The following is a 22,640-nucleotide window of genomic DNA, read 5'->3' on the forward strand; positions in this document are numbered from 1 at the left end:
TCAATATAGATCTACGGGATCGACATCCAAAGACCAGCGCACCGCCCGCCCGCTCGGCATCTGCTCCAGTACCAGCAACCAACTGGCCAGCAATCGATGCAAGGGTGCCCGCGCCGTAGCCTGTACCAACAGTTGCGCACGATAACGCCCGGCCCGGCGCTCCATCGGTGCCGGCACCGGTCCCAGCAATTCAATGCCGGTCAGATTCTGCTCGCCCAGCAAACGCTCCGCCTCGCTGCAAGCCTCATCCAGGAAGCCTTCGGCCTGACCCGGTTTATGCGCCTCGGCCCGCAGCAGCGCCAGGTGCGCAAACGGCGGCAACCCGGCCGCGCGGCGTTCGCTCAAGGCCTGTTCGGCGAAGGCGAAATAGCCCTGTTCGGTCAACTGCACCAGCAGCGGGTGGTCGGCCAGGTGCGTCTGGATAATCACCTTGCCCGGCTCTTCGGCGCGGCCTGCGCGGCCAGCGACCTGCACGATCAGTTGAGCCATGCGCTCGCTGGCTCGGAAGTCGCCGGAGAACAGGCCGCCGTCGGCGTCGAGGATCGACACCAGTGTCACCCGTGGAAAGTGGTGACCTTTGGCAAGCATCTGCGTGCCGATCAGGATGCACGGCTGGCCTTTTTGAATGGTCGCGAACAGCTGGTTCATCGCGTCCTTGCGCGATGTGCTGTCGCGGTCGACCCGCAGCACCGGATAGTCCGGGAACAGAATCGCCAGGCGCTCCTCGGCCCGTTCGGTGCCGGCGCCAACGGGGCGCAGATCGACCTTGTTGCACTTCGGGCACTGGCGCGGCACACGTTCGACGTAGCCGCAATGGTGGCAGCGCAGCTCGCCGTGACGCTGATGCACGGTCATCCGCGCGTCACAGCGCTGGCACTCGGACATCCAGCCACAGTCATGGCACAGCAGGGTCGGGGCGAAGCCGCGGCGGTTGAGGAACACCAGGACTTGTTGTCCGGCGGCCAGGGTCTGGCCGATGGCTTGTTGCATCGGCCCGGAAATGCCGCTGTCCAGCGGGCGGCTTTTGACATCCAGACGCAGGAAGCGCGGCTGTTTGGCGCCGCCGGCGCGCTCGTTCAAGCGCAGCAGCCCATAGCGGCCGGTGTAGGCGTTGTGCAGGCTTTCCAGCGAAGGGGTGGCGGAGCCGAGGACAATCGGGATGTTTTCCTGTCGCGCCCGCACCAATGCCAGGTCGCGAGCGTGGTAGCGCAAACCTTCCTGCTGTTTATAGGAACCGTCGTGTTCTTCGTCGATGATGATCAGGCCGGGGTTCTTCATCGGTGTGAACAGGGCCGAGCGGGTGCCGATGATGATGTCGGCCTCGCCGTCCCGGGCGGCCAGCCAGGCCTCGAGGCGTTCGCGGTCATTGACCGCCGAATGGATCAGCGCGATACGGGCATTGAAACGCTGTTCGAAGCGCGCCAGGGTCTGCGGGCCGAGGTTGATTTCCGGGATCAGCACCAGCGCCTGCTTGCCGGCCTCGAGGGTTTCGCGGATCAACTGTAGATAGACTTCGGTCTTGCCGCTGCCGGTGACGCCGGCCAGGAGGAACGCGTGATAACTGTCGAAGCCGGCGCGAATCGCCTCATAGGCGGCGCGTTGCTCCGGGTTCAGCGGGAGTTCCGGTTGCGCCAGCCAGTGTTCGTGGCGTGCACCCGGGGCCTGCCGGCGGATCTCGACCTGCACCAGATCCTTGGCCAGCAGCAAATCCAGGCTGTCCTTGCTCAGCATCAGTTTGCTCAGCAATTGATGGGCGACGCCGTGGGGATGCTGGGCCAGCGTGGCCAGGGCTTCGCGCTGGCGCGGGGCGCGGGCGATGCGCGGATCATCGAGGCTGGCCCCCGGCGCGGCGGACCAGAAACGCTCCTGGCGCGCTTCGGCCAGCTCGCCCTGGCGCAGCAGCACCGGCAGCGCCCAGCTCAAGGTGTCGCCGAGGCTGTGCTGGTAATACTGGGACGTCCACAGGCACAGCTTGAACAGCGCCTGTGGCAGCGGTGGCGTAGCGTCGAGCAGGGCAAGGGCTGGCTTGAGCTTCTCGGCCGGGACTTCGCTGGTGTTGGTGACTTCCACCAGAATACCGATCATCTCGCGCCGGCCGAATGGTACCCGCAGGCGCATGCCGGGGTGCAGCTGGGTGCGCAGGACGCCGGCCGGAGCGCGGTAGTCGAACAGGCGGCGCAGCGGCGAAGGCAGGGCGAGGCGCAAAATGGCGTCGGGCACGCGGGGGGATCTCGATTGGCAGGCAACAAAAGAAGGGGTGGACGCGGATCAATTGTGGGAGCGGGCTTGCTCGCGAAAGCGGTGTGTCAGTCAACGCATTTATCGCCTGACACACCGCTTTCGCGAGCAAGCCCGCTCCCACATGGGAATGCGCTTGAAGCCGGGAGCCTAGCAGACGGTCGGTCTCAGCGACAGCTTGCGTGATTGGCATTGTCTGGTAGAATCCGCGGCCTAATTACGTGCGGTATTCAACAATAGTGTTGGGTGGCGGCACGCTAGCCTGAGGAAGACACCATGAAAGCTGATATCCATCCAGAATACCCGGCAGTTGCTGTTACCTGCAGCTGCGGCAACAAGTTCGAAACCCGTTCGACCTTCGGTAAAGCCCTGGCGATCGACGTTTGCAACGAATGCCACCCGTTCTACACCGGTAAGCAGAAGACTCTGGACACTGGCGGCCGCGTTCAGCGCTTCGCAGACCGTTTCGGTGCTTTCGGCAAGAAAGCTCCAGCTGCTGCAGAGTAAGGTTAAAAAGCCTTATGGGCTTTTCCTTGCTGTTAAAAAAGGCGTCCCTTGCGGGCGCCTTTTTTGTGTCCGCGATTTGGCTCTCCGGCGCCCAGGCTTTCTGCCCGGCACCCGAGGGGCTGGCCTCTGTCGCCGTGGAGCGGGTGGTCGATGGCGACACTCTGCGCCTGGACGATGGCCGCAACGTGCGCATGATCGGCCTTAATACGCCGGAGCTGGGCAAGAAGGGCCGTTCCGACGAACCGTTCGCAGTGGCGGCGCGCAAGCGTCTCGAAGCGTTGGTGGCGGCCAGCGACGGGCAGGTCGGTTTGTTGCCCGGTAAAGAAAGCAAGGATCGCTACGGCCGCACCCTGGCCCACGTCTATGGTGCAGATGGCGCTAACCTTGAGGCGCAAATGCTCGCCGAGGGCCTCGGTTTCCTGGTGGCGGTAGCGCCGAATGTCGATCTGGTCGCGTGTCAGCAGGCGGCGGAGCGTAGCGCCCGTCAGGCCGGACTCGGTGTGTGGCGCCAGTCACCTGTACTGAAGGCGGATCAGATCAGTGCGTCCGGGTTTGCCGTGCTCAGTGGTCGTGTGAGCAAGGTTCAACGCAATCACGGCGGGGTTTGGATCGAGTTGCAGGATTCGGTTGTATTGCGTGTTGCACCCAATCAACTGGCGCGATTCGATATCGCCTCGCTGGAACGCTTGGAAGGCAAGCAGGTCGAGGCGCGCGGCTGGGTCCTGGATCGTTCGCGGCGTGGCGGTCTCAAGGAGGGTCAGGCGCGCTGGATGTTGCCCTTGACCGACCCGGCGATGCTTCAAGTCGTGCAGTGATAAAGAATTGTAGACATTTTTTCTGTCGATTGTGAACAGTCAATCCCTTGTGTTCCGTGGCTCTTGGCCCAAAGTCGTAGGGCCGGGTGCTTGACAGGGGTGACCGGTCAGTCTTGTGGGGACTTTGCGAGGCGCGTATCCTCGCTGACCAGTCTGTCCAACAGTAAAAGCGGAATGCCAAAATGTCTGATCTGAAAACTGCCGCTCTCGAATATCACGCCAATCCTCGTCCAGGGAAGCTGAGTGTCGAGCTCACCAAGGCCACTGCTACCGCTCGCGACCTGTCGCTGGCGTACAGCCCGGGCGTAGCCGAACCAGTACGCGAGATCGCCCGCGATCCTGAACTGGCCTACAAGTACACCGGCAAAGGCAACCTGGTTGCAGTCATTTCCGATGGCACCGCGATTCTCGGCCTGGGTAACCTCGGCCCGTTGGCTTCCAAGCCAGTGATGGAAGGTAAAGGCGTGCTGTTCAAGCGCTTCGCCGGCATCGACGTTTTCGACATCGAAGTCGACTCCGAAAGCCCGCAAGCCTTCATCGACACCGTCAAGCGCATCTCCATCACCTTCGGTGGCATCAACCTGGAAGACATCAAGGCACCAGAGTGCTTTGAAATCGAACGCGCTCTGATCGAGCAGTGCGATATCCCGGTATTCCACGATGACCAGCACGGCACCGCTATCGTGACCGCGGCCGGCATGATCAACGCCCTGGAAATCGCTGGCAAAACCCTGCCGGAAGCCAAGATCGTCTGCCTGGGTGCCGGCGCTGCCGCTATCTCCTGCATGAAGTTGCTGGTGAGCATGGGCGCCAACATCGAAAACATCTACATGGTCGACCGTACCGGCGTGATCCACTCCGGCCGTGACGACCTGAACCAGTACAAGGCTGTGTTCGCTCACGCGACCGACAAGCGCACCCTGGCTGACGCCCTGCAAGGCGCTGACGTGTTCGTTGGCCTGTCCGGCCCGAACCTGCTGAGCGCTGAAGGCCTGTTGTCGATGGCGCCTAACCCGATCGTGTTCGCCTGCTCCAACCCGGATCCGGAAATCTCCCCGGAACTGGCGCACGCCACCCGTAACGACGTGATCATGGCCACCGGTCGTTCCGACTACCCGAACCAGGTCAACAACGTACTGGGCTTCCCGTTCATCTTCCGTGGTGCCCTGGACGTTCGCGCCAAGCGCATCAACGAAGAAATGAAAGTGGCTGCGGCCAACGCCCTGCGTGAACTGGCCAAGCTGCCAGTACCTCAGGAAGTGTGTGACGCCTACGGCGGCATCAAGCTGGAATTCGGTCGTGAGTACATCATTCCGAAGCCAATGGATGCCCGTCTGATCACCCTGATCTCCGATGCCGTGGCTAAAGCCGCGATCGAGACCGGTGTGGCGACCCTGCCGTATCCGAAGAACTACCCGCTCAAAAGCGTGGATGACGTGTTCAACGGCTAAGCCCTTGTAGCGCTTCAGCGAAAAGCCCCGGCTTGTGAGAGTCGGGGCTTTTTTGTACCTGACAGTTTTGTGCCGCCTGTGAGGGCCTCTTCGCGAGCAAGCCCGCTCCCACAGGGTTAGAAGCGTACATAAAACCTGTGCTCGCCATCGCCCAATGTGGGAGCGGGCTTGCCCGCGAAGAGGCCGGACCAGACAACATCAAAACCGGCAGGCAAAAAAAGCCCCGCACTTCTTTCGAAGGCGGGGCTTTTCAGTGCTGCGGCAATCAGAACAAATCGATCGGCGCCGCTTCATCCGCTGGCAGCGGGCTGCCAGGTGCCAAGCCGTTGCCCAGTTCGTTCCCCGACGGTGGCGTATCTTCCACCTTGAACAGTTCGAAGTAGGCCCCCGGCGTGCCCGGGCTGGCTGCGCGGCCGCTGATCGGGTCGACTCGCAGGCTGAGGATGCCTTCCGGCTCCTGTTGCGTATGCGGCGGTTTGCCTTTGAGCGCGGCGCCCATGTAGTTCATCCAGATCGGCAGCGCGACGGTGCCACCGAACTCCTTGCGACCCAGGCTTTCCGGCTGATCGAAACCGGTCCACACGGTGGTCACGTAATCGGCGTTGTAACCGGAGAACCAGGCGTCCTTGGATTCGTTGGTCGTACCGGTCTTGCCGGCAATGTCAGGGCGGCCCAAGGCCAGTGCGCGGCGACCGGTACCGAGCTTGATCACGTCCTCAAGCATGCTGTTGAGGATGTACGTGGTGCGCCCGTCAACGATGCGTTCGGCCACGGCGGGAGCTTGTGGCGCCTGCGTAGCGCCCGGGGCTTCGCCTGGCGTTGCGTTGACCGTGAAGGCTTGAGGGGCGGGCACGGCAATGCCATCGCTGGCCGCACCGCCCTGAGGCACGCTCCGCGGGTTGGCGACGAACAGTGTGTCGCCGTTGCGGCTTTCGATCTTGTCGATGATGTACGGGGTGATCTTGTAGCCGCCGTTGGCGAAGGTACTCCAGCCAGTGGCGATTTCCATTGGCGTCAGGGTCGCGGTGCCCAGCGCCAGGGACAGGTTGGGTGGCAGGTCCTGTTTGTTGAAGCCGAAACGCGTGATGTAGTCGATGGTCTTGCCAACGCCCATCGCTTGCAGCAGGCGGATCGATACCAGGTTGCGCGACTTGTACAGCGCTTCACGCAGGCGGATCGGGCCGAGGAAGGTGTTGGTGTCGTTCTTCGGCCGCCAGACCTTGTCCAGGTACTCGTCGACGAACACGATCGGTGCGTCGTTCACCAGGCTGGAGGCGGTGTAGCCGCTATCCAGTGCAGCGGCGTAGACGAAGGGTTTGAAGCTCGAACCCGGCTGGCGCTTGGCCTGCAATGCGCGGTTGTAGTTGCTCTGCTCGAAGGCGAAACCGCCGACCAGCGAACGAATGGCGCCGTTCTGCGGATCCAGGGATACCAGCGCGCCCTGGGCCTGCGGGATCTGGCTGAACTTCAGCGAATTGTCCGGCTGACGCTGCACGCGAATCAGATCGCCGACCTGGGCCACGTCCGAGGGTTGTTTCGGGTTGGCGCCCATGCTGTTGGTATTCAGGAACGGCCGGGCCCACTTCATGGTGTCCCAGTTCACGTGTTCCTGGCCGGTGCGGGTCAGCACTTGCAGGCCGTTCTTGTCGACCTGGGTCACGATGGCCGGTTCCAGGCCACTGATGGTGCGTTGTTTGGTCAGTTCGGTGGCCCAGGCTTCGCGAGTCTTGCCCGGCAGCCGCGACTCTGGCCCGCGATAGCCGTGGCGCTGATCGTAGGTCATCAGGCCTTCATGGACCGCAGTGTTGGCCAGTTCCTGGAGGTCGCTCGGCACCGTGGTGGTGACGCGGAAGCCTTCGGTATACGCCTCGCTGCCATAACGCCCGACCATTTCGGCACGGGCCATTTCGGCGATGTACGGGGCGTTCACTTCCGGGGTCGGCACGTGATAGCTGGCGTTCAGCGGCTCGTTGACCGCAGTGTTGTAGTCGGCCTCGCTGATTTTTCCGAGCTTGTACATGCGTCCCAGGATCCAGTCACGACGCTCCTTGCTGCGCGCCGGATTGGCCAGCGGGTTGAAACGCGACGGCGCCTTGGGCAGGCCGGCGATCATCGCCATCTGCGCCAGGCTGACATCGCGGATCGATTTGCCGTAATAGACCTGTGCCGCCGCCTCGATGCCGTAGGCACGGTTACCCAGATAGATCTTGTTGACGTACAGCTCGAGGATCTCGTCCTTGGTCAGTTGCTGTTCGATCTGCAGGGCCAGCAGGATCTCGGTGGTCTTGCGCGAAAAGCTGCGTTCGCTGGTCAGGAAGAAGTTCTTTGCCACCTGCATGGTGATCGTGCTGCCGCCGGACTGGATGTGTCCGCTTTTGATCAGCTGTGTCGCGGCACGCATCAGGCTGCTCGGATCGACGCCGTAGTGGTTGGCGAAATTGTCGTCTTCAGCACTTAGTAACGCATTGATGAAGTTGGGGGGAATGTCGGCGAAACGGATCGGTGTGCGGCGCATTTCGCCGAACTCTGCGATCAACTTGTTATCGCTGCTGTAGACCCGCAAAGGGATCTGCAACTGGATGCTTCTCAGCGCCTCCACGGACGGTAGTCCGGGACTAAGGTAAAGGTACGCCCCGCTCAGACCCAGAAGGAGTCCGCAGAAAACCGCGACGATGGACCAACCGAAAAACTTCAGCAGACGAATCAAGGCTTTTGGATATCCAGGGTAAAAATGAATTGGGCAACAGGGTTCAGGCTAAATGAGAACGACCTGCGCTTGAGCAAATGCGGAAAAAAAACGTTGGGCATTATAAGCATTTTTCTGATCGGGAGCGTCATTGGCGCTGCTGTCAAGACGGGTGGATTGAACGCAATGGATATTGCAGAGTCCGTAACTCACGGAAAGTCATAGGGAATTGGTAGTGCTAGGACTCTTCAACAAAAAATCCAATACGCTCCTGGGAATCGACATCAGCTCTACCTCGGTGAAACTTCTTGAGTTGAGCCGTCAGGGTGAGCGTTTTCGAGTTGAGGCCTATGCGGTCGAGCCGTTGCCGGTCGGCGCGGTGATCGAAAAGAATATCGCTGAGCTTGAAGGCGTGGGGCTGGCCCTCGCGCGCGCGCTGGCCAAGGCCAGAACCGGCCTCAAGAACGTGGCCGTGGCCGTGGCGGGCTCAGCGGTGATCACCAAGACCATCGAGATGGATGCCGGTCTTTCCGAGGACGAGATGGAAAGCCAGTTGAAGATCGAGGCTGATCAGTACATTCCTTATCCCCTGGATGAAGTCGCGATCGACTTTGAAGTCCAGGGCACCTCCGGGCGCAATTCGGAGCGCGTCAACGTGCTGCTCGCCGCTTGTCGCAAGGAAAACGTCGAAGTCCGCGAGGCCGCCCTGGCCCTGGCGGGGCTGACCGCCCGCGTGGTTGATGTGGAGGCCTACGCGCTGGAGCGTTCATTCGAATTGCTGGCCAGTCGGCTCGCGGTTTCCGGGAAGCCTTCGACGGTCGCAGTGGTGGACATCGGCGCCACCATGACCACCCTGAGCGTGCTGCACAACGGGCGGATTATCTACACCCGCGAACAACTGTTCGGCGGTCGGCAACTGACCGAAGAAATCCAGCGTCGCTATGGCCTGACGCTGGAGCAGGCGGGGCTGGCGCAAAAGAAGGGCGGTCTGCCGGATGACTATGCCGCTGAGGTCTTGCAGCCATTTCGAGAGGCACTTGTGCAGCAGGTGTCGCGTTCGTTGCAATTCTTCTTTGCCTCAGGCCAATACAGCGCCGTCGACCATGTCCTGCTGGCCGGCGGTACCGCGTCGATCCCGGGGCTGGACCGTTTGATCGAGCAGCAATTGGGTACGCCGACCCAGGTCGCGAATCCTTTTTGCAAAATGACTCTGGGCAGCAAGGTCAATAGTGCTGCCCTGGCGAGTGATGCCCCGGCGTTGATGATCGCCTGTGGTCTGGCCCTCAGGAGCTTCGACTGATGGCACGGATCAACCTTTTACCTTGGCGTGAGGAGCGGCGTGAAGTCCGTCGCAAGCGCTTCCTGCTGGTCCTGGTGGCCGTGATGGTGGGCACGATGGGCGCGGTGCTGGTCGCGAACCAGGCCATCAGCGGTGCCATCGACCGGCAGGTCGCCCGTAACGATTACATCGGCAAGCAAGTCGCCGTGGTCGATGAGCGGATCAAGCAGATCAATGATCTCAAGGCGCGCCGCCAGCAACTGGTCGAGCGCATGCGCATCATCCAGGACTTGCAAGGCAATCGCCAAATCAGCGGGCGAATATTTGACCAATTGGCGCGAGCCCTGCCCGACGGCGTGTATTTCACCGAAGTGAAAATGACCGCAAAGACCTTGTCCATCACCGGCGCTGCGCAATCCAACAACCGTGTTTCAGACTTGATGCGCAACCTCGAGGCATCAGACTGGTTCGATGCGCCGAGCCTGACCGAAGTCAAGGCCACAGCTGCCGGCCAGGTGGTGCAGGCCAACGTCTTCCAGTTGACCGTTCGCCAGACTCAGCCCGCAACGCCGGAGGGGGGCAAATGAGTCCGTCCGAATGGTTCGAAGGGCTGCGCAAGATCGACATCAATGATCTGGATACCAGCAACATGGGTTCCTGGCCGCCGGCGATCAAGTTTCTGGTGGCCGGGTTGCTCATGTTTCTGGTGCTGGCCCTGGGCTACAACTTTTCCAGTCGCGACCTTGTGAGCCAGCTCGATCTCAAGCGCGAGGAAGAGTCGACACTCAAGGAACAGTTCGCCGACAAAGCCCGCATGGCGGCGAATCTGGATCTCTACACCCAGCAGTTGAAGGAAATGGAGAACGCCTTCGGCGTGCTGTTGCGGCAACTGCCCGGCGACACCGAAGTGCCCGGCTTGCTGGAAGACATCACGCGTACGGGCCTGGGCAGTGGCCTGGAGTTCGAAGAGATCAAGTTGCTGCCGGAGGTCGCCCAGCCGTTCTACATCGAATTGCCGATCCAGATCACGGTCACCGGGGATTACCACGACCTGGCTACCTTCGTCAGTGGTGTGGCCGGGTTGCCGCGAATCGTCACCTTGCACGATTTCGATCTTGCGCCCGTCAGCCCCGAAGGTGGTCCGAAGCTGCGCTTGACCATCCTCGCCAAGACCTACCGCTACAGCGACAAGGGACAGCATCAATGAGCCCGGCACATTGTTTTTCGGTGGTGGTGTTGCTGTCTGCCCTGTCCGGTTGTGGCGCAGGCGATGACTACACCGATCTGGATGCGTACATGAACGAAATGCGCCTGCATGGGCCGGGGAGGATTGAAACAACGCCGGTATTCCGGTCTTACCCGGCATTCACTTACAACGCGGCGAATCTGCGCAGCCCGTTCTCACCGCAGATCAGCACTGATCTGGCGGCTCAACGCAGGGGCTCACGTAACGTCAAACCCGACCCGGGACGGGTCAGGCAATACCTCGAAGGCTTCAACATCGAGCAGTTTGAAATGGTCGGCACCCTTTCCAATGCAACGGGCTCCTATGCCCTGCTGCGCGGGGCGGGTGGGGTGCACCGGCTGAAAGTCGGCGATTACCTGGGGCGTAACGACGGACGGATCGTTGCGATCAGCGGCTCTCAAGTCGATGTGGTTGAAATTGTCCCTGATGGTCAGGGCGCGTGGCTGGAGCGTCCCCGGACCATTTCCTTGAAAGAGCACTCATAGTGGAACTCCAATAATGAACAGGATTCTTTCCACCGTCGGCCTTTCGCTATGGATAGCGTTGTTGTCGCCGATGGTACAAGCGGCCAATCTCAAGGCGCTGGATGTCGCTGCGCTGCCGGGTGACCGTGTCGAGTTGAAGTTGTCGTTCGATGCGCCGCCCCCGGTGCCCCGCGGCTACACGACGGATTCGCCGGCCCGGATTGCCCTGGATTTACCGGGTGTCGCCAGTCAGCTGGCCAGCAAGACTCGCGATCTCGGCAATGGAAATGCCCGCAGTGCGACGGTAGTGGAAGCCCGGGACCGTACGCGGTTGATCATCAACCTGACCCAGCCGGCCCCGTATGAGTCGCGAATTGAAGGCAACAATTTGCTGGTAGTTGTCGGGCAGGGAGTCAAGCCGTCGACATCCAGGCCGGCTGCCACAGCGACGCCGGTTCCGGCACGAGCCGCCGCGACGACAGGCAAGGCCATTCGGGGTGTGGATTTCCAGCGGGGAACCCAGGGCGAAGGCAACGTGGTGATCGACTTGTCGGATCCATCGATTGCGCCCGACATACAAGAGCGCGACGGCAAGATCATCGTCGGCTTTGCCAAAACCCGATTGCCCGAGCCGTTGCGCGTGCGTCTGGACGTGAAGGATTTCGCCACACCCGTGCAGTTCGTCAATGCCAGCGCGAGCGGCGATCGAGCCGTCATCAGCATTGAGCCCGGCGGCACGTTCGATTACTCGACCTATCAGACTGACAATAAGCTCACGGTCAGCGTTCGCCCGGCGACGGTCGACGAGCTGCAAAAGCGCAATGCCGGGCAACAGGCCTATAGCGGCGAGAAGCTGTCGCTGAATTTCCAGGACATCGATGTGCGCTCGGTGCTGCAACTGATCGCCGATTTCACCAACCTCAATCTGGTGGCCAGCGACACGGTTCAGGGGGGAATTACCCTGCGCTTGCAGAACGTTCCGTGGGATCAGGCGCTGGATCTGGTGCTGAAAACCAAGGGGCTGGACAAGCGCAAGGTCGGCAATGTCCTGCTTGTTGCGCCGGCCGATGAAATTGCTGCCCGTGAGCGTCAGGAGCTCGAATCACAGAAGCAGATTGCCGATCTGGCGCCGTTGCGTCGGGAGCTGTTGCAGGTCAATTACGCCAAGGCGGCGGACATCGCCAAGCTCTTCCAGTCGGTGACCAGTGCCGAAGCGAAACCCGACGAACGGGGGTCGATCACCGTCGATGAGCGCACCAACAACATCATTGCCTATCAGACCCAGGACCGGCTGGACGAGCTGCGCAGGATCGTCACGCAGCTGGATATCCCGGTGCGTCAGGTGATGATCGAGGCGCGCATTGTCGAAGCCAACGTCGACTATGACAAAAGCCTCGGCGTGCGCTGGGGCGGTTCGATACAGAACAAGGGCAACTGGAACACCTCCGGCGTCAGCAATGGACTGAATGGGTCATCGACCATCGGCACGCCCGGCAGTACCAGCACCAACTCACCGTTCGTCGACATGGGCGTAGCCAACAACACCTCGGGAATCGGCATCGCGTTCATCACCGATAACGTCTTGCTGGACCTGGAACTGACGGCGATGGAGAAAACCGGTAACGGGGAAATCGTCTCACAGCCCAAGGTGGTCACCTCTGACAAGGAAACCGCGAAAATCCTCAAGGGCACCGAGATTCCTTATCAGGAAGCCAGTTCCAGCGGCGCGACTTCGGTGTCGTTCAAGGAGGCTTCGCTGTCGCTGGAGGTGACGCCGCAGATCACGCCCGACAACCGGATCATCATGGAGGTCAAGGTCACCAAGGACGAACCGGACTTCCTGAACAAGGTCCAGGATGTACCGCCCATCAAGAAAAACGAAGTCAACGCCAAGGTCCTGGTCAACGATGGCGAGACCATCGTCATTGGCGGTGTTTTCTCAAATACTCAGAGCAAGGTTGTAGATAAGGTGCCATTTCTTGGCGATGTGCCGTATCTTGGCCGCCTTTTCCGGCGTGATGTGGTTTCGGAGAAAAAATCCGAGCTGTTGGTATTCCTCACTCCGCGTATCATGAATAATCAGGCGATTGCTGTGAGTCATTGATTCTGTGCGAAATTTGATTCTTGTTGGACCGATGGGTGCTGGAAAAAGCACCATCGGCCGGTTGCTGGCCAAAGAGCTGCGCCTGCCATTCAAAGATTCCGATAAGGAAATTGAATTGCGCACGGGCGCCAATATCCCTTGGATCTTCGATAAAGAAGGCGAACCGGGCTTTCGTGATCGCGAGCAGGCAATGATTGCCGAGCTGTGCGCTTGCAACGGTGTGGTGCTGGCGACAGGCGGGGGCGCGGTCATGCGCGAAGCCAATCGTCGGGCACTGCATGCCGGTGGGCGGGTGGTTTATCTGCATGCGTCGGTCGAGCAGCAGGTCGGCCGCACGTCCCGCGACCGCAATCGGCCATTGTTGCGTACCGCCGACCCGGCCAAGACCCTTCGGGATCTGTTGGCGATCCGCGATCCGCTTTATCGGGAAATTGCCGACCTGGTGGTCGAAACCGATGAGCGCCCGCCACGAATGGTCGTACTCGACATTCTAGAGCGCTTGCAGCAGTTGCCACCCCGTTAAAGCGCCGCGCGAAATGCGCTATCCTCGGCGTCCCTCCATGACCGCTCAAGGTTGTGGCGGATGGCTACCGAACGGCGTCACACCAGCAGAGGCCGTGGATATTCGTTAACTCAAGGCAGAACGCCTGATTCCATCTTCACTGTGGGGACACATGCAGACACTCAAGGTCGATCTAGGCGAGCGCAGCTACCCGATTCATATTGGCGAAGGTTTGTTGGATCAGCCCGAACTGCTGGCCCCGCACATTCGCGGACGGCAAGTAGCGATCATCTCCAACGAGACTGTTGCGCCGCTCTATCTCGAGCGTCTGACCCGCAGCCTGGCGCAGTTCTCGGTGATTTCCGTGGTACTGCCCGACGGCGAAGCCTTCAAGACCTGGGAAACCCTGCAACTGATTTTCGATGGTCTGCTGACCGCCCGGCATGACCGCCGCACCACGGTGATCGCCCTCGGTGGCGGTGTGATCGGTGACATGGCCGGCTTTGCCGCCGCCTGCTACCAGCGCGGCGTCGATTTTATCCAGGTTCCGACCACGCTGCTGTCGCAGGTCGACTCCTCGGTGGGTGGCAAGACCGGGATCAACCATCCGCTGGGCAAGAACATGGTCGGCGCCTTCTATCAGCCGAACGTGGTGCTGATCGATACCGCCAGCCTCAATACCCTGCCGGCGCGCGAACTGTCCGCCGGGCTGGCCGAAGTCATCAAGTACGGGCTGATCTGCGATGAGCCGTTCCTGACCTGGCTCGAAGACAACGTTGATCGCCTGCGCAGTCTGGATCAGCAAGCCCTGACCTATGCCATCGAGCGCTCCTGCGCGGCCAAGGCGGCGGTGGTCGGTGCCGATGAGAAAGAGACGGGCGTTCGTGCCACATTGAACCTGGGCCACACGTTTGGCCACGCCATCGAAACCCACATGGGCTATGGTGTATGGCTTCATGGTGAGGCGGTGGCTGCTGGCACTGTAATGGCGCTGGAAATGTCCACGCGACTGGGCTGGATCAGCGAGCAGGAACGTGATCGCGGCATTCGTCTGTTCCAACGTGCGGGGCTGCCGGTCATTCCGCCGCAAGAGATGACAGAAGCCGATTTCCTCGAACATATGTCCATTGATAAAAAAGTGATCGACGGTCGTTTGCGCCTGGTGCTGCTGCGCCACATGGGTGAAGCGGTGGTGACCGACGATTATCCGAAAGAGGTTCTACAGGCCACGCTGGGGGCAGACTACCGCGCCCTGGCCCAGCTTAAAGGTTAATAAGAACACGATGACTAGTTTGCATGCCGACGAGGCTTTCCTCGGCCATTACCAGTTGAGTCATGACCCTTTTGCTCCACGGGTGCCTGGCTTCAAATTTTTCCCGGCCCAGCGCAAACCCGTGCTGGGGCAACTGCATCACCTGGCGCGTTATAGCCAGTTGTTGCTGGTGGTCACTGGCCCTCAGGGCAGTGGCAAGACTCTGCTGCGCCAGGCCCTGGTGGCCAGCACCAATAAGCAATCGGTACAGAGTGTGGTGGTTTCCGCCCGTGGTGCCGGTGATGCGGCGGGCATCCTGCGCCAGGTCGCCCAGGCGCTGAACGTGGCCCACGCCGAGATCGACACGATCCTGGGTCAGGTGGTGCAGCTTGCGCTTACCGGTCAGGAAGTCTATTTGCTGGTGGATGATGCCGAGCAGCTCGACGAATCTGCGCTCGAAGCCTTGATGGCCCTGGCTGCTGGTGCGCCGGAAGGGCGACCCCATGTGTTCCTGTTCGGCGAGTCGTCGCTGATCGCTCAGCTTGATGCTTTGCACCTTGAGGAAGAGCGTTTTCACGTCATCGAGTTGCAGCCCTACACCGAAGAAGAGACCCGCGAATATCTGGATCAACGGCTTGAGGGGGCAGGTCGGGGGATCGAACTTTTCACCGCGGATCAGATCTCTGATATTCACGAAAGCTCCGACGGTTGGCCTGGCAACATCAACCAGGTTGCCCGCGATGCAATGATCGAAGCCATGATTGCCAGCCGCTCAGCGGTGAAGCGTCCAAAAATGGGGTTCAATATGCCGAAGAAACACGTATTGGCGATTTCCGCCGTCGTCGTGGTCGCGGTAGCTGCCGCCTGGTTGATGCCGGGTCGCAACAAGGCACCGACCACAGGTGCACCGGCCAACGAACAGGCGCAATTGCCGCTTGGTCAGGGGCAGCCAACAGCAAATGGTGGTGCTCCGGCCGTCGAATTCGCCGGCAACACGCAGCCGATGCCATTGCCGTTGGTCGGTAACTCGCAACCGGTCATGCGCGGTCCGCTGGCTGAAGCCGCGGGTGGCATTACCGAGGGCGACGACGGCGTGCCGGTTGAGGGCTCCAGCGCCACACCGCCGACGGTAACCACCACTGCGCCGCCTGTGGGCGTTCCTGCCGGCCCTGCGCCAACGCCAGCGGCCAAGCCGGTGCCTGCGCCGACTCAGGTCGCCACCGCCAAGCCAGCGCCTGCTCCAGTGGTCAAACCTGCTCCAGCCCCAGCCAAGCCAGCCGTTGCTGCGGCGGCCAAGCCTGCCGAGAAACCGGCTCCGGCGGCCAAGGCTGCAGGCGGCACCTGGTACGCCGGTCAGGCACCGGGTAACTACGTGGTGCAAATCCTCGGCACCAGCTCCGAAGCGTCCGCACAAAACTTCGTCAAAGAGCAGGGCGGCGAGTACCGTTACTTCAAGAAAGTCCTCAACGGCAAGCCGCTTTACGTCATCACCTACGGTAACTTCGCCAGCCGCGATGCAGCCGTAACCGCCATCAAGGCCTTGCCAGCGAAGGTTCAGGCTGGTAAACCTTGGCCTCGCACTGTCGCCAGCGTCCAACAGGAACTGGCAACAACTCGCTGAAGATTCGGCGGCCTTACCCAGGCCGCCTCTCCAAGCACCTCAAAATTTCTACAAGTGCGCGCCGCCTTCCGGGCTGCGTGCCTTGTGGTGTCTGCGTCATAGTAGCTTTTGAGTCGTAGCGGTCAAAATTAAAAAAAGTTTTGACTAGCACAGCAGATCGCTTTAAACCTTTCACAAATGCGACATAGATTTGCGACATTTCGTCGTCAAATTTGTGGGGCCAAGTGTCGGTGTGTACAATGACCTCCCTTTTGCTCCCGCAAAGCTGGCGTACGTTCGGCGCGGATGGCAAGTGGTTGAATTGAAAAGAAATTTGCCTCGTAAAGAGGCAGCCTGGTGAGAAAGTGTCTATGAAAGCAGGTCTGTACCAACCAGATGAATTCAAGGATAACTGCGGTTTCGGCCTGATAGCCCATATGCAGGGCGAGCCCAGTCATACCCTTTTGCAAACGGCCATCGAGGCCCTGACCTGCATGACCCACCGCGGTGGGATTAATGCCGACGGCAAGACCGGTGACGGTTGCGGTCTGCTGATTCAAAAGCCGGACGTGTTCCTGCGAGCCATCGCCCAGGAAACCTTCGGCGTCGAAATGCCCAAGCAATACGCTGTGGGCATGGTCTTCTTCAACCAGGACCCGGTCAAAGCCGAAGCCGCTCGCGAGAACATGAACCGCGAGATCCTGGCTGCCGGTCTGCAACTGGTCGGCTGGCGCAAAGTGCCGATCGACACCAGCGTCCTCGGCCGCCTGGCCCTTGAGCGCCTGCCGCAGATCGAGCAGGTGTTCATCGGCGGTGAAGGCCTGAGCGATCAGGACATGGCCGTCAAGCTGTTCACCTCCCGTCGTCGCTCGTCCGTGGCCAACGCCGCCGACACCGACCACTACGTCTGCAGCTTTTCGCACAAGACCATCATTTACAAAGGCCTGATGATGCCGGCGGACTTGACCGCCTTCTATCCGGACCTGAGCGATGAGCGCCTGCAAACTTCGATTTGCGTGTTCCACCAGCGTTTCTCCACCAACACCCTGCCGAAATGGCCGCTGGCTCAACCGTTCCGCTTCCTGGCGCACAACGGCGAGATCAACACCATCACCGGCAACCGCAACTGGGCCGTGGCCCGTCGCACCAAGTTCACCAACGATCTGATGGACCTGGAAGAACTGGGCCCGCTGGTCAACCGCGTGGGTTCCGACTCCTCGAGCATGGACAACATGCTCGAGTTGATGGTCACCGGTGGCATCGACCTGTTCCGCGGCGTGCGGATGATCATTCCGCCTGCGTGGCAGAACGTCGAGACCATGGACCCGGATCTGCGTGCGTTCTACGAATACAACTCAATGCACATGGAACCGTGGGACGGCCCGGCCGGCGTGGTAATGACCGACGGTCGTTACGCGGTGTGCCTGCTCGACCGTAACGGTCTGCGTCCGGCGCGTTGGGTCACCACCAAGAACGGTTTCATCACCCTGGCTTCGGAAATCGGTGTCTGGAACTACCAGCCTGAAGACGTGATCGCCAAGGGCCGTGTGGGACCTGGCCAGATCTTTGCCGTGGACACCGAAACCGGTCAGATCCTCGACACCGATGCGATCGACAACCGCCTGAAGTCCCGTCATCCGTACAAGCAATGGCTGCGCAAGAATGCCCTGCGCATCCAGGCGACCATGGAAGACAACGACCACGGTTCGGCGTTCTACGACGTCGATCAGCTCAAGCAATACATGAAGATGTACCAGGTCACGTTCGAAGAGCGCGACCAGGTGTTGCGTCCACTCGGCGAACAGGGCTACGAAGCCGTGGGCTCGATGGGCGACGATACGCCGATGGCCGTGCTGTCCCAGCGCGTGCGCACGCCGTACGACTATTTCCGCCAGCAGTTCGCCCAGGTGACCAACCCGCCGATCGATCCGCTGCGTGAAGCCATCGTCATGTCGCTGGAGATCTGCCTCGGTGCCGAGCGCAACATCTTCCAGGAGTCGCCGGAACACGCCTCGCGCGTGATCCTCAGCTCGCCGGTCATTTCCCCGGCCAAGTGGCGCTCGCTGATGAACCTCGATCGTCCGGGCTTCGAACGCGCGATCATCGATCTGAACTACGACGAAAGCGTCGGTCTCGAAGCGGCGATCCGCAACGTGGCCGATCAGGCTGAAGAAGCCGTGCGTTCTGGTCGTACCCAGGTCGTGCTGAGTGACCGTCACATTGCCCCGGGCAAGTTGCCGATCCATGCTTCGCTGGCCACCGGCGCGGTGCACCATCGCCTGACTGAAAAAGGCCTGCGTTGCGACTCCAACATCCTGGTGGAAACCGCGACCGCTCGCGATCCGCATCACTTCGCCGTGTTGATCGGTTTCGGAGCCTCTGCCGTCTATCCGTTCCTGGCCTACGAAGTGCTGGGCGACCTGATCCGTACCGGTGAAGTACTGGGCGACCTCTACGAGGTGTTCAAAAACTACCGTAAAGGCATCACCAAAGGCTTGCTCAAGATCCTGTCGAAGATGGGCATTTCGACCATCACTTCGTACCGTGGTGCGCAGTTGTTCGAAGCCATCGGCCTGTCCGAGGAAGTCTGCAACCTGAGCTTCCGTGGCGTGCCAAGCCGCATCAAGGGTGCGCGTTTCGTCGACATCGAAGCCGAGCAGAAAGCACTCGCTACCGAAGCCTGGAGCCCGCGCAAGCCGATCCAGCAAGGTGGTTTGCTGAAGTTCGTCCACGGTGGCGAATATCACGCGTACAACCCGGACGTGGTCAACACCCTGCAAGCCGCTGTGCAGCAGGGCGACTACAGCAAGTTCAAGGAATACACCTCGCTGGTGGATAACCGCCCGGTGTCGATGATCCGCGACCTGCTGAAAGTCAAAACCCTCGACACTCCATTGGATATCAGCGAGATCGAACCGCTGGAATCGGTGCTCAAGCGCTTCGACTCCGCCGGTATCTCCCTGGGCGCTCTGTCGCCGGAAGCTCACGAAGCCCTGGCCGAAGCCATGAACCGCCTCGGTGCGCGTTCCAACTCCGGTGAAGGCGGCGAAGACCCGGCGCGCTACGGCACCATCAAGAGCTCGAAAATCAAGCAGGTTGCCACCGGCCGTTTCGGTGTGACCCCGGAATACCTGGTCAACGCTGAAGTGCTGCAGATCAAGGTCGCCCAGGGCGCCAAGCCCGGCGAAGGCGGTCAACTGCCAGGCGGCAAGGTCAACGGTCTGATCGCCAAGCTGCGTTACGCAGTGCCGGGCGTGACCCTGATTTCGCCACCGCCGCACCACGACATCTACTCGATCGAAGACTTGTCGCAGCTGATTTTCGACCTGAAACAAGTCAACCCGAAGGCACTGGTCTCGGTGAAGCTGGTAGCAGAAGCGGGCGTCGGCACCATCGCCGCCGGTGTAGCCAAGGCCTACGCGGACTTGATCACCATCTCCGGCTACGACGGCGGTACCGGTGCATCGCCGCTGACCTCGATCAAATACGCGGGCGCTCCGTGGGAACTCGGCCTGGCCGAAACCCACCAGACCCTGCGCGGCAACGACCTGCGCGGCAAAGTCCGGGTACAGACCGACGGCGGCCTGAAAACCGGCCTCGACGTGATCAAGGCGGCCATCCTCGGCGCTGAAAGCTTCGGCTTCGGCACCGCGCCAATGATCGCCCTGGGCTGCAAATACCTGCGTATCTGCCACCTGAACAACTGCGCCACCGGCGTTGCGACCCAGAACGAGAAGCTGCGCAAGGATCACTACATCGGTACCGTCGAGATGGTGGTGAATTTCTTCACCTACGTCGCCGAAGAAACCCGTGAGTGGCTGGCCAAGCTGGGCGTGCGTTCCCTCGAAGAGCTGATCGGCCGTACCGATCTGCTGGAAGTCCTCGAAGGCCAGACCGCCAAGCAGCATCACCTGGACCTGACCCCCTTGCTGGGCAGCGACCACGTGCCGGCGGACAAGCCACAGTTCTGTGGCGTTGAACGCAACCCGCCGTTCGACAAAGGCCTGCTGGCCGAGAAAATGGTCACCATGGCAACCTCGGCGATCAATGACCTGAGCGGTGCCGAATTCGACCTGGAAATCTGCAACTGCGACCGTTCCATCGGTGCACGGATCTCCGGCGAAATCGCGCGCAAGCACGGCAACCAGGGCATGGCCAACGCGCCGGTCACGTTCCGCTTCAAAGGCACGGCCGGGCAGAGTTTCGGCGTGTGGAACGCCGGTGGCCTGCACATGTACCTGGAAGGCGACGCCAACGACTACGTCGGCAAGGGCATGACCGGCGGCAAGCTGGTGATCGTTCCGCCGAAGGGCAGCGTCTACCGCACTCAGGACAGTGCCATCATCGGCAACACCTGCCTGTACGGCGCCACTGGCGGCAAGCTGTTCGCCGCTGGTACCGCGGGCGAGCGTTTCGCCGTGCGTAACTCCGGTGCCCACACCGTCGTGGAAGGCACTGGCGATCACTGTTGCGAGTACATGACCGGTGGTTTCGTCTGCGTATTGGGCAAGACCGGTTACAACTTCGGCTCTGGCATGACCGGTGGTTTCGCCTACGTGCTCGACCAGGACAACAGTTTCGTTGACCGGGTCAACCACGAACTGGTGGAAATCCAGCGGATCAGCGGCGAGGCGATGGAAGCCTACCGTAGCCACCTGCAACGCGTGCTGAACGAGTACGTCGAGGAGACCGACAGCGAGTGGGGTCGTGAACTCGCCGAGAACCTCGATGATTACGTGCGCCGTTTCTGGCTGGTCAAGCCCAAGGCTGCCAACCTGAAGTCGTTGCTTTCCAGCACCCGTGCCAACCCGCAGTGATATGCGCCTGAAGAGTTTGATGAGGTTTTAAAATGGCTGAACGTCTGAATAATGACTTCCAGTTCATCGAGGTCGGGCGCAAGGATCCGAAGAAGAAACTGTTGCGTCAACGCAAGAAAGAGTTCGTGGAAATCTACGAACCCTTCAAACCCCAGCAGTCGGCCGACCAGGCCCACCGCTGCCTGGGTTGCGGTAACCCGTATTGCGAATGGAAGTGCCCGGTGCACAACTTCATTCCCAACTGGCTGAAACTGGTGGCCGAGGGCAACATCCTCCAGGCCGCCGAGCTGTCGCACCAGACCAACACCCTGCCGGAAGTCTGCGGTCGGGTGTGCCCGCAGGACCGTCTGTGCGAGGGTGCCTGCACCCTCAACGACGGCTTCGGCGCGGTGACCATCGGCTCGGTGGAGAAGTACATCACCGACACCGCGTTCGCCATGGGCTGGCGCCCAGACATGTCCAAGGTCAAGCCGACCGGCAAGCGTGTCGCGATCATCGGTGCCGGGCCTGCGGGCCTGGGCTGTGCCGACGTGCTGGTGCGCGGTGGCGTGACCCCGGTGGTGTTCGACAAGAACCCGGAAATCGGCGGTCTGCTGACCTTCGGCATCCCCGAGTTCAAGCTGGAAAAGACCGTGCTGAGCAATCGTCGCGAAGTCTTCAGCGGCATGGGCATCGAGTTCCGCCTCAACACCGAGGTCGGCAAGGACGTGACCATGGAGCAACTGCTCGAAGAATACGATGCGGTATTCATGGGCATGGGCACCTACACCTACATGAAGGGCGGCTTTGCCGGGGAAGACCTGCCGGGCGTGTACGACGCGCTGGACTTCCTGATCGCCAACGTCAACCGCAACCTGGGCTTTGAAAAGTCGCCGGAAGATTTCGTCGACATGAAAGGCAAGAAGGTCGTGGTACTCGGCGGCGGCGACACGGCGATGGACTGCAACCGCACCTCGATCCGTCAGGGCGCCAAGTCGGTGACCTGCGCCTATCGTCGTGACGAAGCGAACATGCCTGGCTCGCGCAAAGAGGTGAAGAACGCCAAGGAAGAAGGCGTGAAATTCCTCTACAACCGCCAGCCGATCGCCATTGTCGGTGAAGACAAGGTCGAAGGCGTGAAGGTGGTCGAGACCCGTCTCGGCGAGCCGGACGCCCGTGGTCGTCGCAGCCCCGAGCCGATCCCGGGCTCCGAAGAGATCATCCCGGCCGACGCCGTGGTCATCGCTTTCGGTTTCCGCCCAAGCCCGGCGCCGTGGTTCGAGCAGTTCGAGATCCAGACCGACAGCCAGGGCCGCGTGGTGGCGCCGGAACAAGGTCAGTACAAGCACCAGACCAGCAACCCGAAAATCTTCGCCGGTGGCGACATGGTGCGCGGTTCCGACCTGGTGGTGACGGCGATCTTCGAAGGCCGTAATGCGGCGGAAGGGATCCTGGATTACCTGGGCGTGTAACTACTTTCCAGAAATGGAATGCAGTCAAAATGTGGGAGCGGGCTTGCTCGCGAAGGCGGTTTGTCAGTCAACATCTATGTTGAATGTGACGACCTCTTCGCGAGCAAGCCCGCTCCCACATTGGTTTTGCGGTGTTGCGGAAACCGCATTTAACCGCGACAAATTGACCGGATAGACAAAAGGCTGACCTGCAACCGTGCCTTTTGCGCCCGGCTCTGAGAAAATGCC

At 60.9% G+C, this 22,640-nt stretch carries 15 protein-coding genes; 13 read left to right on the forward strand and 2 right to left on the reverse strand.

Going from position 1 to position 22,640, the window contains the following annotated elements; all coding sequences use genetic code 11:
* A complete protein-coding gene (locus AC3IT9_RS01995; RefSeq protein WP_150754719.1) occupies positions 1-2,220 on the reverse strand; it encodes a primosomal protein N' in 2,220 nt (739 codons plus the stop codon).
* A gap of 294 nt (positions 2,221-2,514) precedes the next feature.
* Here AC3IT9_RS01995 and rpmE point away from each other — a divergent pair, with 294 nt between their 5' ends.
* The 3 genes from rpmE (at position 2,515) to AC3IT9_RS02010 (ending at position 5,011) form a co-directional block, all read left to right on the forward strand.
* Positions 2,515-2,745, forward strand: a complete 231-nt coding sequence (gene rpmE, locus AC3IT9_RS02000; RefSeq protein WP_053153366.1) for a 50S ribosomal protein L31 — start codon at positions 2,515-2,517, stop codon at positions 2,743-2,745.
* A gap of 14 nt (positions 2,746-2,759) precedes the next feature.
* Entirely contained in the window at positions 2,760-3,560 is an 801-nt protein-coding gene (locus tag AC3IT9_RS02005) for a thermonuclease family protein (protein WP_353741922.1), read from the forward strand.
* Between the two features lie 182 nt (positions 3,561-3,742).
* A complete protein-coding gene (locus AC3IT9_RS02010; protein ID WP_056725708.1) occupies positions 3,743-5,011 on the forward strand; it encodes a malic enzyme-like NAD(P)-binding protein in 1,269 nt (422 codons plus the stop codon).
* A 265-nt stretch (positions 5,012-5,276) separates the two neighbouring features.
* Here AC3IT9_RS02010 and AC3IT9_RS02015 read toward each other — a convergent pair whose 3' ends face one another.
* The gene (locus AC3IT9_RS02015; protein WP_412070949.1) at positions 5,277-7,715 is read right to left on the reverse strand and encodes a penicillin-binding protein 1A; all 2,439 of its coding nucleotides are present in this window, start codon (positions 7,713-7,715) and stop codon (positions 5,277-5,279) included.
* A 217-nt stretch (positions 7,716-7,932) separates the two neighbouring features.
* Between AC3IT9_RS02015 and AC3IT9_RS02020 the strand changes: the two genes are divergently transcribed.
* From AC3IT9_RS02020 to AC3IT9_RS02065, 10 genes are all read left to right on the forward strand, one after another.
* Entirely contained in the window at positions 7,933-8,997 is a 1,065-nt protein-coding gene (locus AC3IT9_RS02020) for a pilus assembly protein PilM (protein WP_489271856.1), read from the forward strand.
* Positions 8,997-9,563, forward strand: coding sequence for a PilN domain-containing protein (locus AC3IT9_RS02025; RefSeq protein ID WP_150756786.1), 567 nt, complete (start codon positions 8,997-8,999; stop codon positions 9,561-9,563). The genes AC3IT9_RS02020 and AC3IT9_RS02025 overlap by 1 nt, the downstream gene beginning before the upstream one ends.
* Positions 9,560-10,183 (forward strand): type 4a pilus biogenesis protein PilO, encoded by a 624-nt coding sequence (gene pilO / locus AC3IT9_RS02030; RefSeq protein WP_150756785.1) that lies wholly within the window; start codon positions 9,560-9,562, stop codon positions 10,181-10,183. The genes AC3IT9_RS02025 and pilO overlap by 4 nt, the downstream gene beginning before the upstream one ends.
* A complete protein-coding gene (locus AC3IT9_RS02035; RefSeq protein ID WP_489271858.1) occupies positions 10,180-10,707 on the forward strand; it encodes a pilus assembly protein PilP in 528 nt (175 codons plus the stop codon). Before pilO ends, AC3IT9_RS02035 begins: the two co-directional genes overlap by 4 nt.
* Before the next feature lie 13 nt (positions 10,708-10,720).
* Complete coding sequence (locus tag AC3IT9_RS02040) at positions 10,721-12,790, forward strand: type IV pilus secretin PilQ (protein ID WP_489271859.1); 2,070 nt, start codon at positions 10,721-10,723, stop codon at positions 12,788-12,790.
* 4 nt (positions 12,791-12,794) lie between these two features.
* Entirely contained in the window at positions 12,795-13,313 is a 519-nt protein-coding gene (gene aroK, locus AC3IT9_RS02045) for a shikimate kinase AroK (protein ID WP_489271860.1), read from the forward strand.
* A 151-nt stretch (positions 13,314-13,464) separates the two neighbouring features.
* Positions 13,465-14,565, forward strand: coding sequence for a 3-dehydroquinate synthase (aroB, locus tag AC3IT9_RS02050; protein WP_150754728.1), 1,101 nt, complete (start codon positions 13,465-13,467; stop codon positions 14,563-14,565).
* Between the two features lie 10 nt (positions 14,566-14,575).
* The gene (locus AC3IT9_RS02055) at positions 14,576-16,165 is read left to right on the forward strand and encodes an AAA family ATPase (protein ID WP_489271861.1); all 1,590 of its coding nucleotides are present in this window, start codon (positions 14,576-14,578) and stop codon (positions 16,163-16,165) included.
* A 350-nt stretch (positions 16,166-16,515) separates the two neighbouring features.
* Positions 16,516-20,961 carry a glutamate synthase large subunit gene (gene gltB / locus AC3IT9_RS02060; protein WP_489271862.1) on the forward strand — a complete coding sequence of 1,482 codons (4,446 nt, stop codon included), beginning with the start codon at positions 16,516-16,518 and terminating at the stop codon, positions 20,959-20,961.
* Between the two features lie 32 nt (positions 20,962-20,993).
* Complete coding sequence (locus AC3IT9_RS02065) at positions 20,994-22,412, forward strand: FAD-dependent oxidoreductase (protein WP_007997363.1); 1,419 nt, start codon at positions 20,994-20,996, stop codon at positions 22,410-22,412.
* Positions 22,413-22,640: the final 228 nt, after the last annotated feature.

The organism is Pseudomonas sp. KH_046_1 (genome assembly GCF_057839025.1).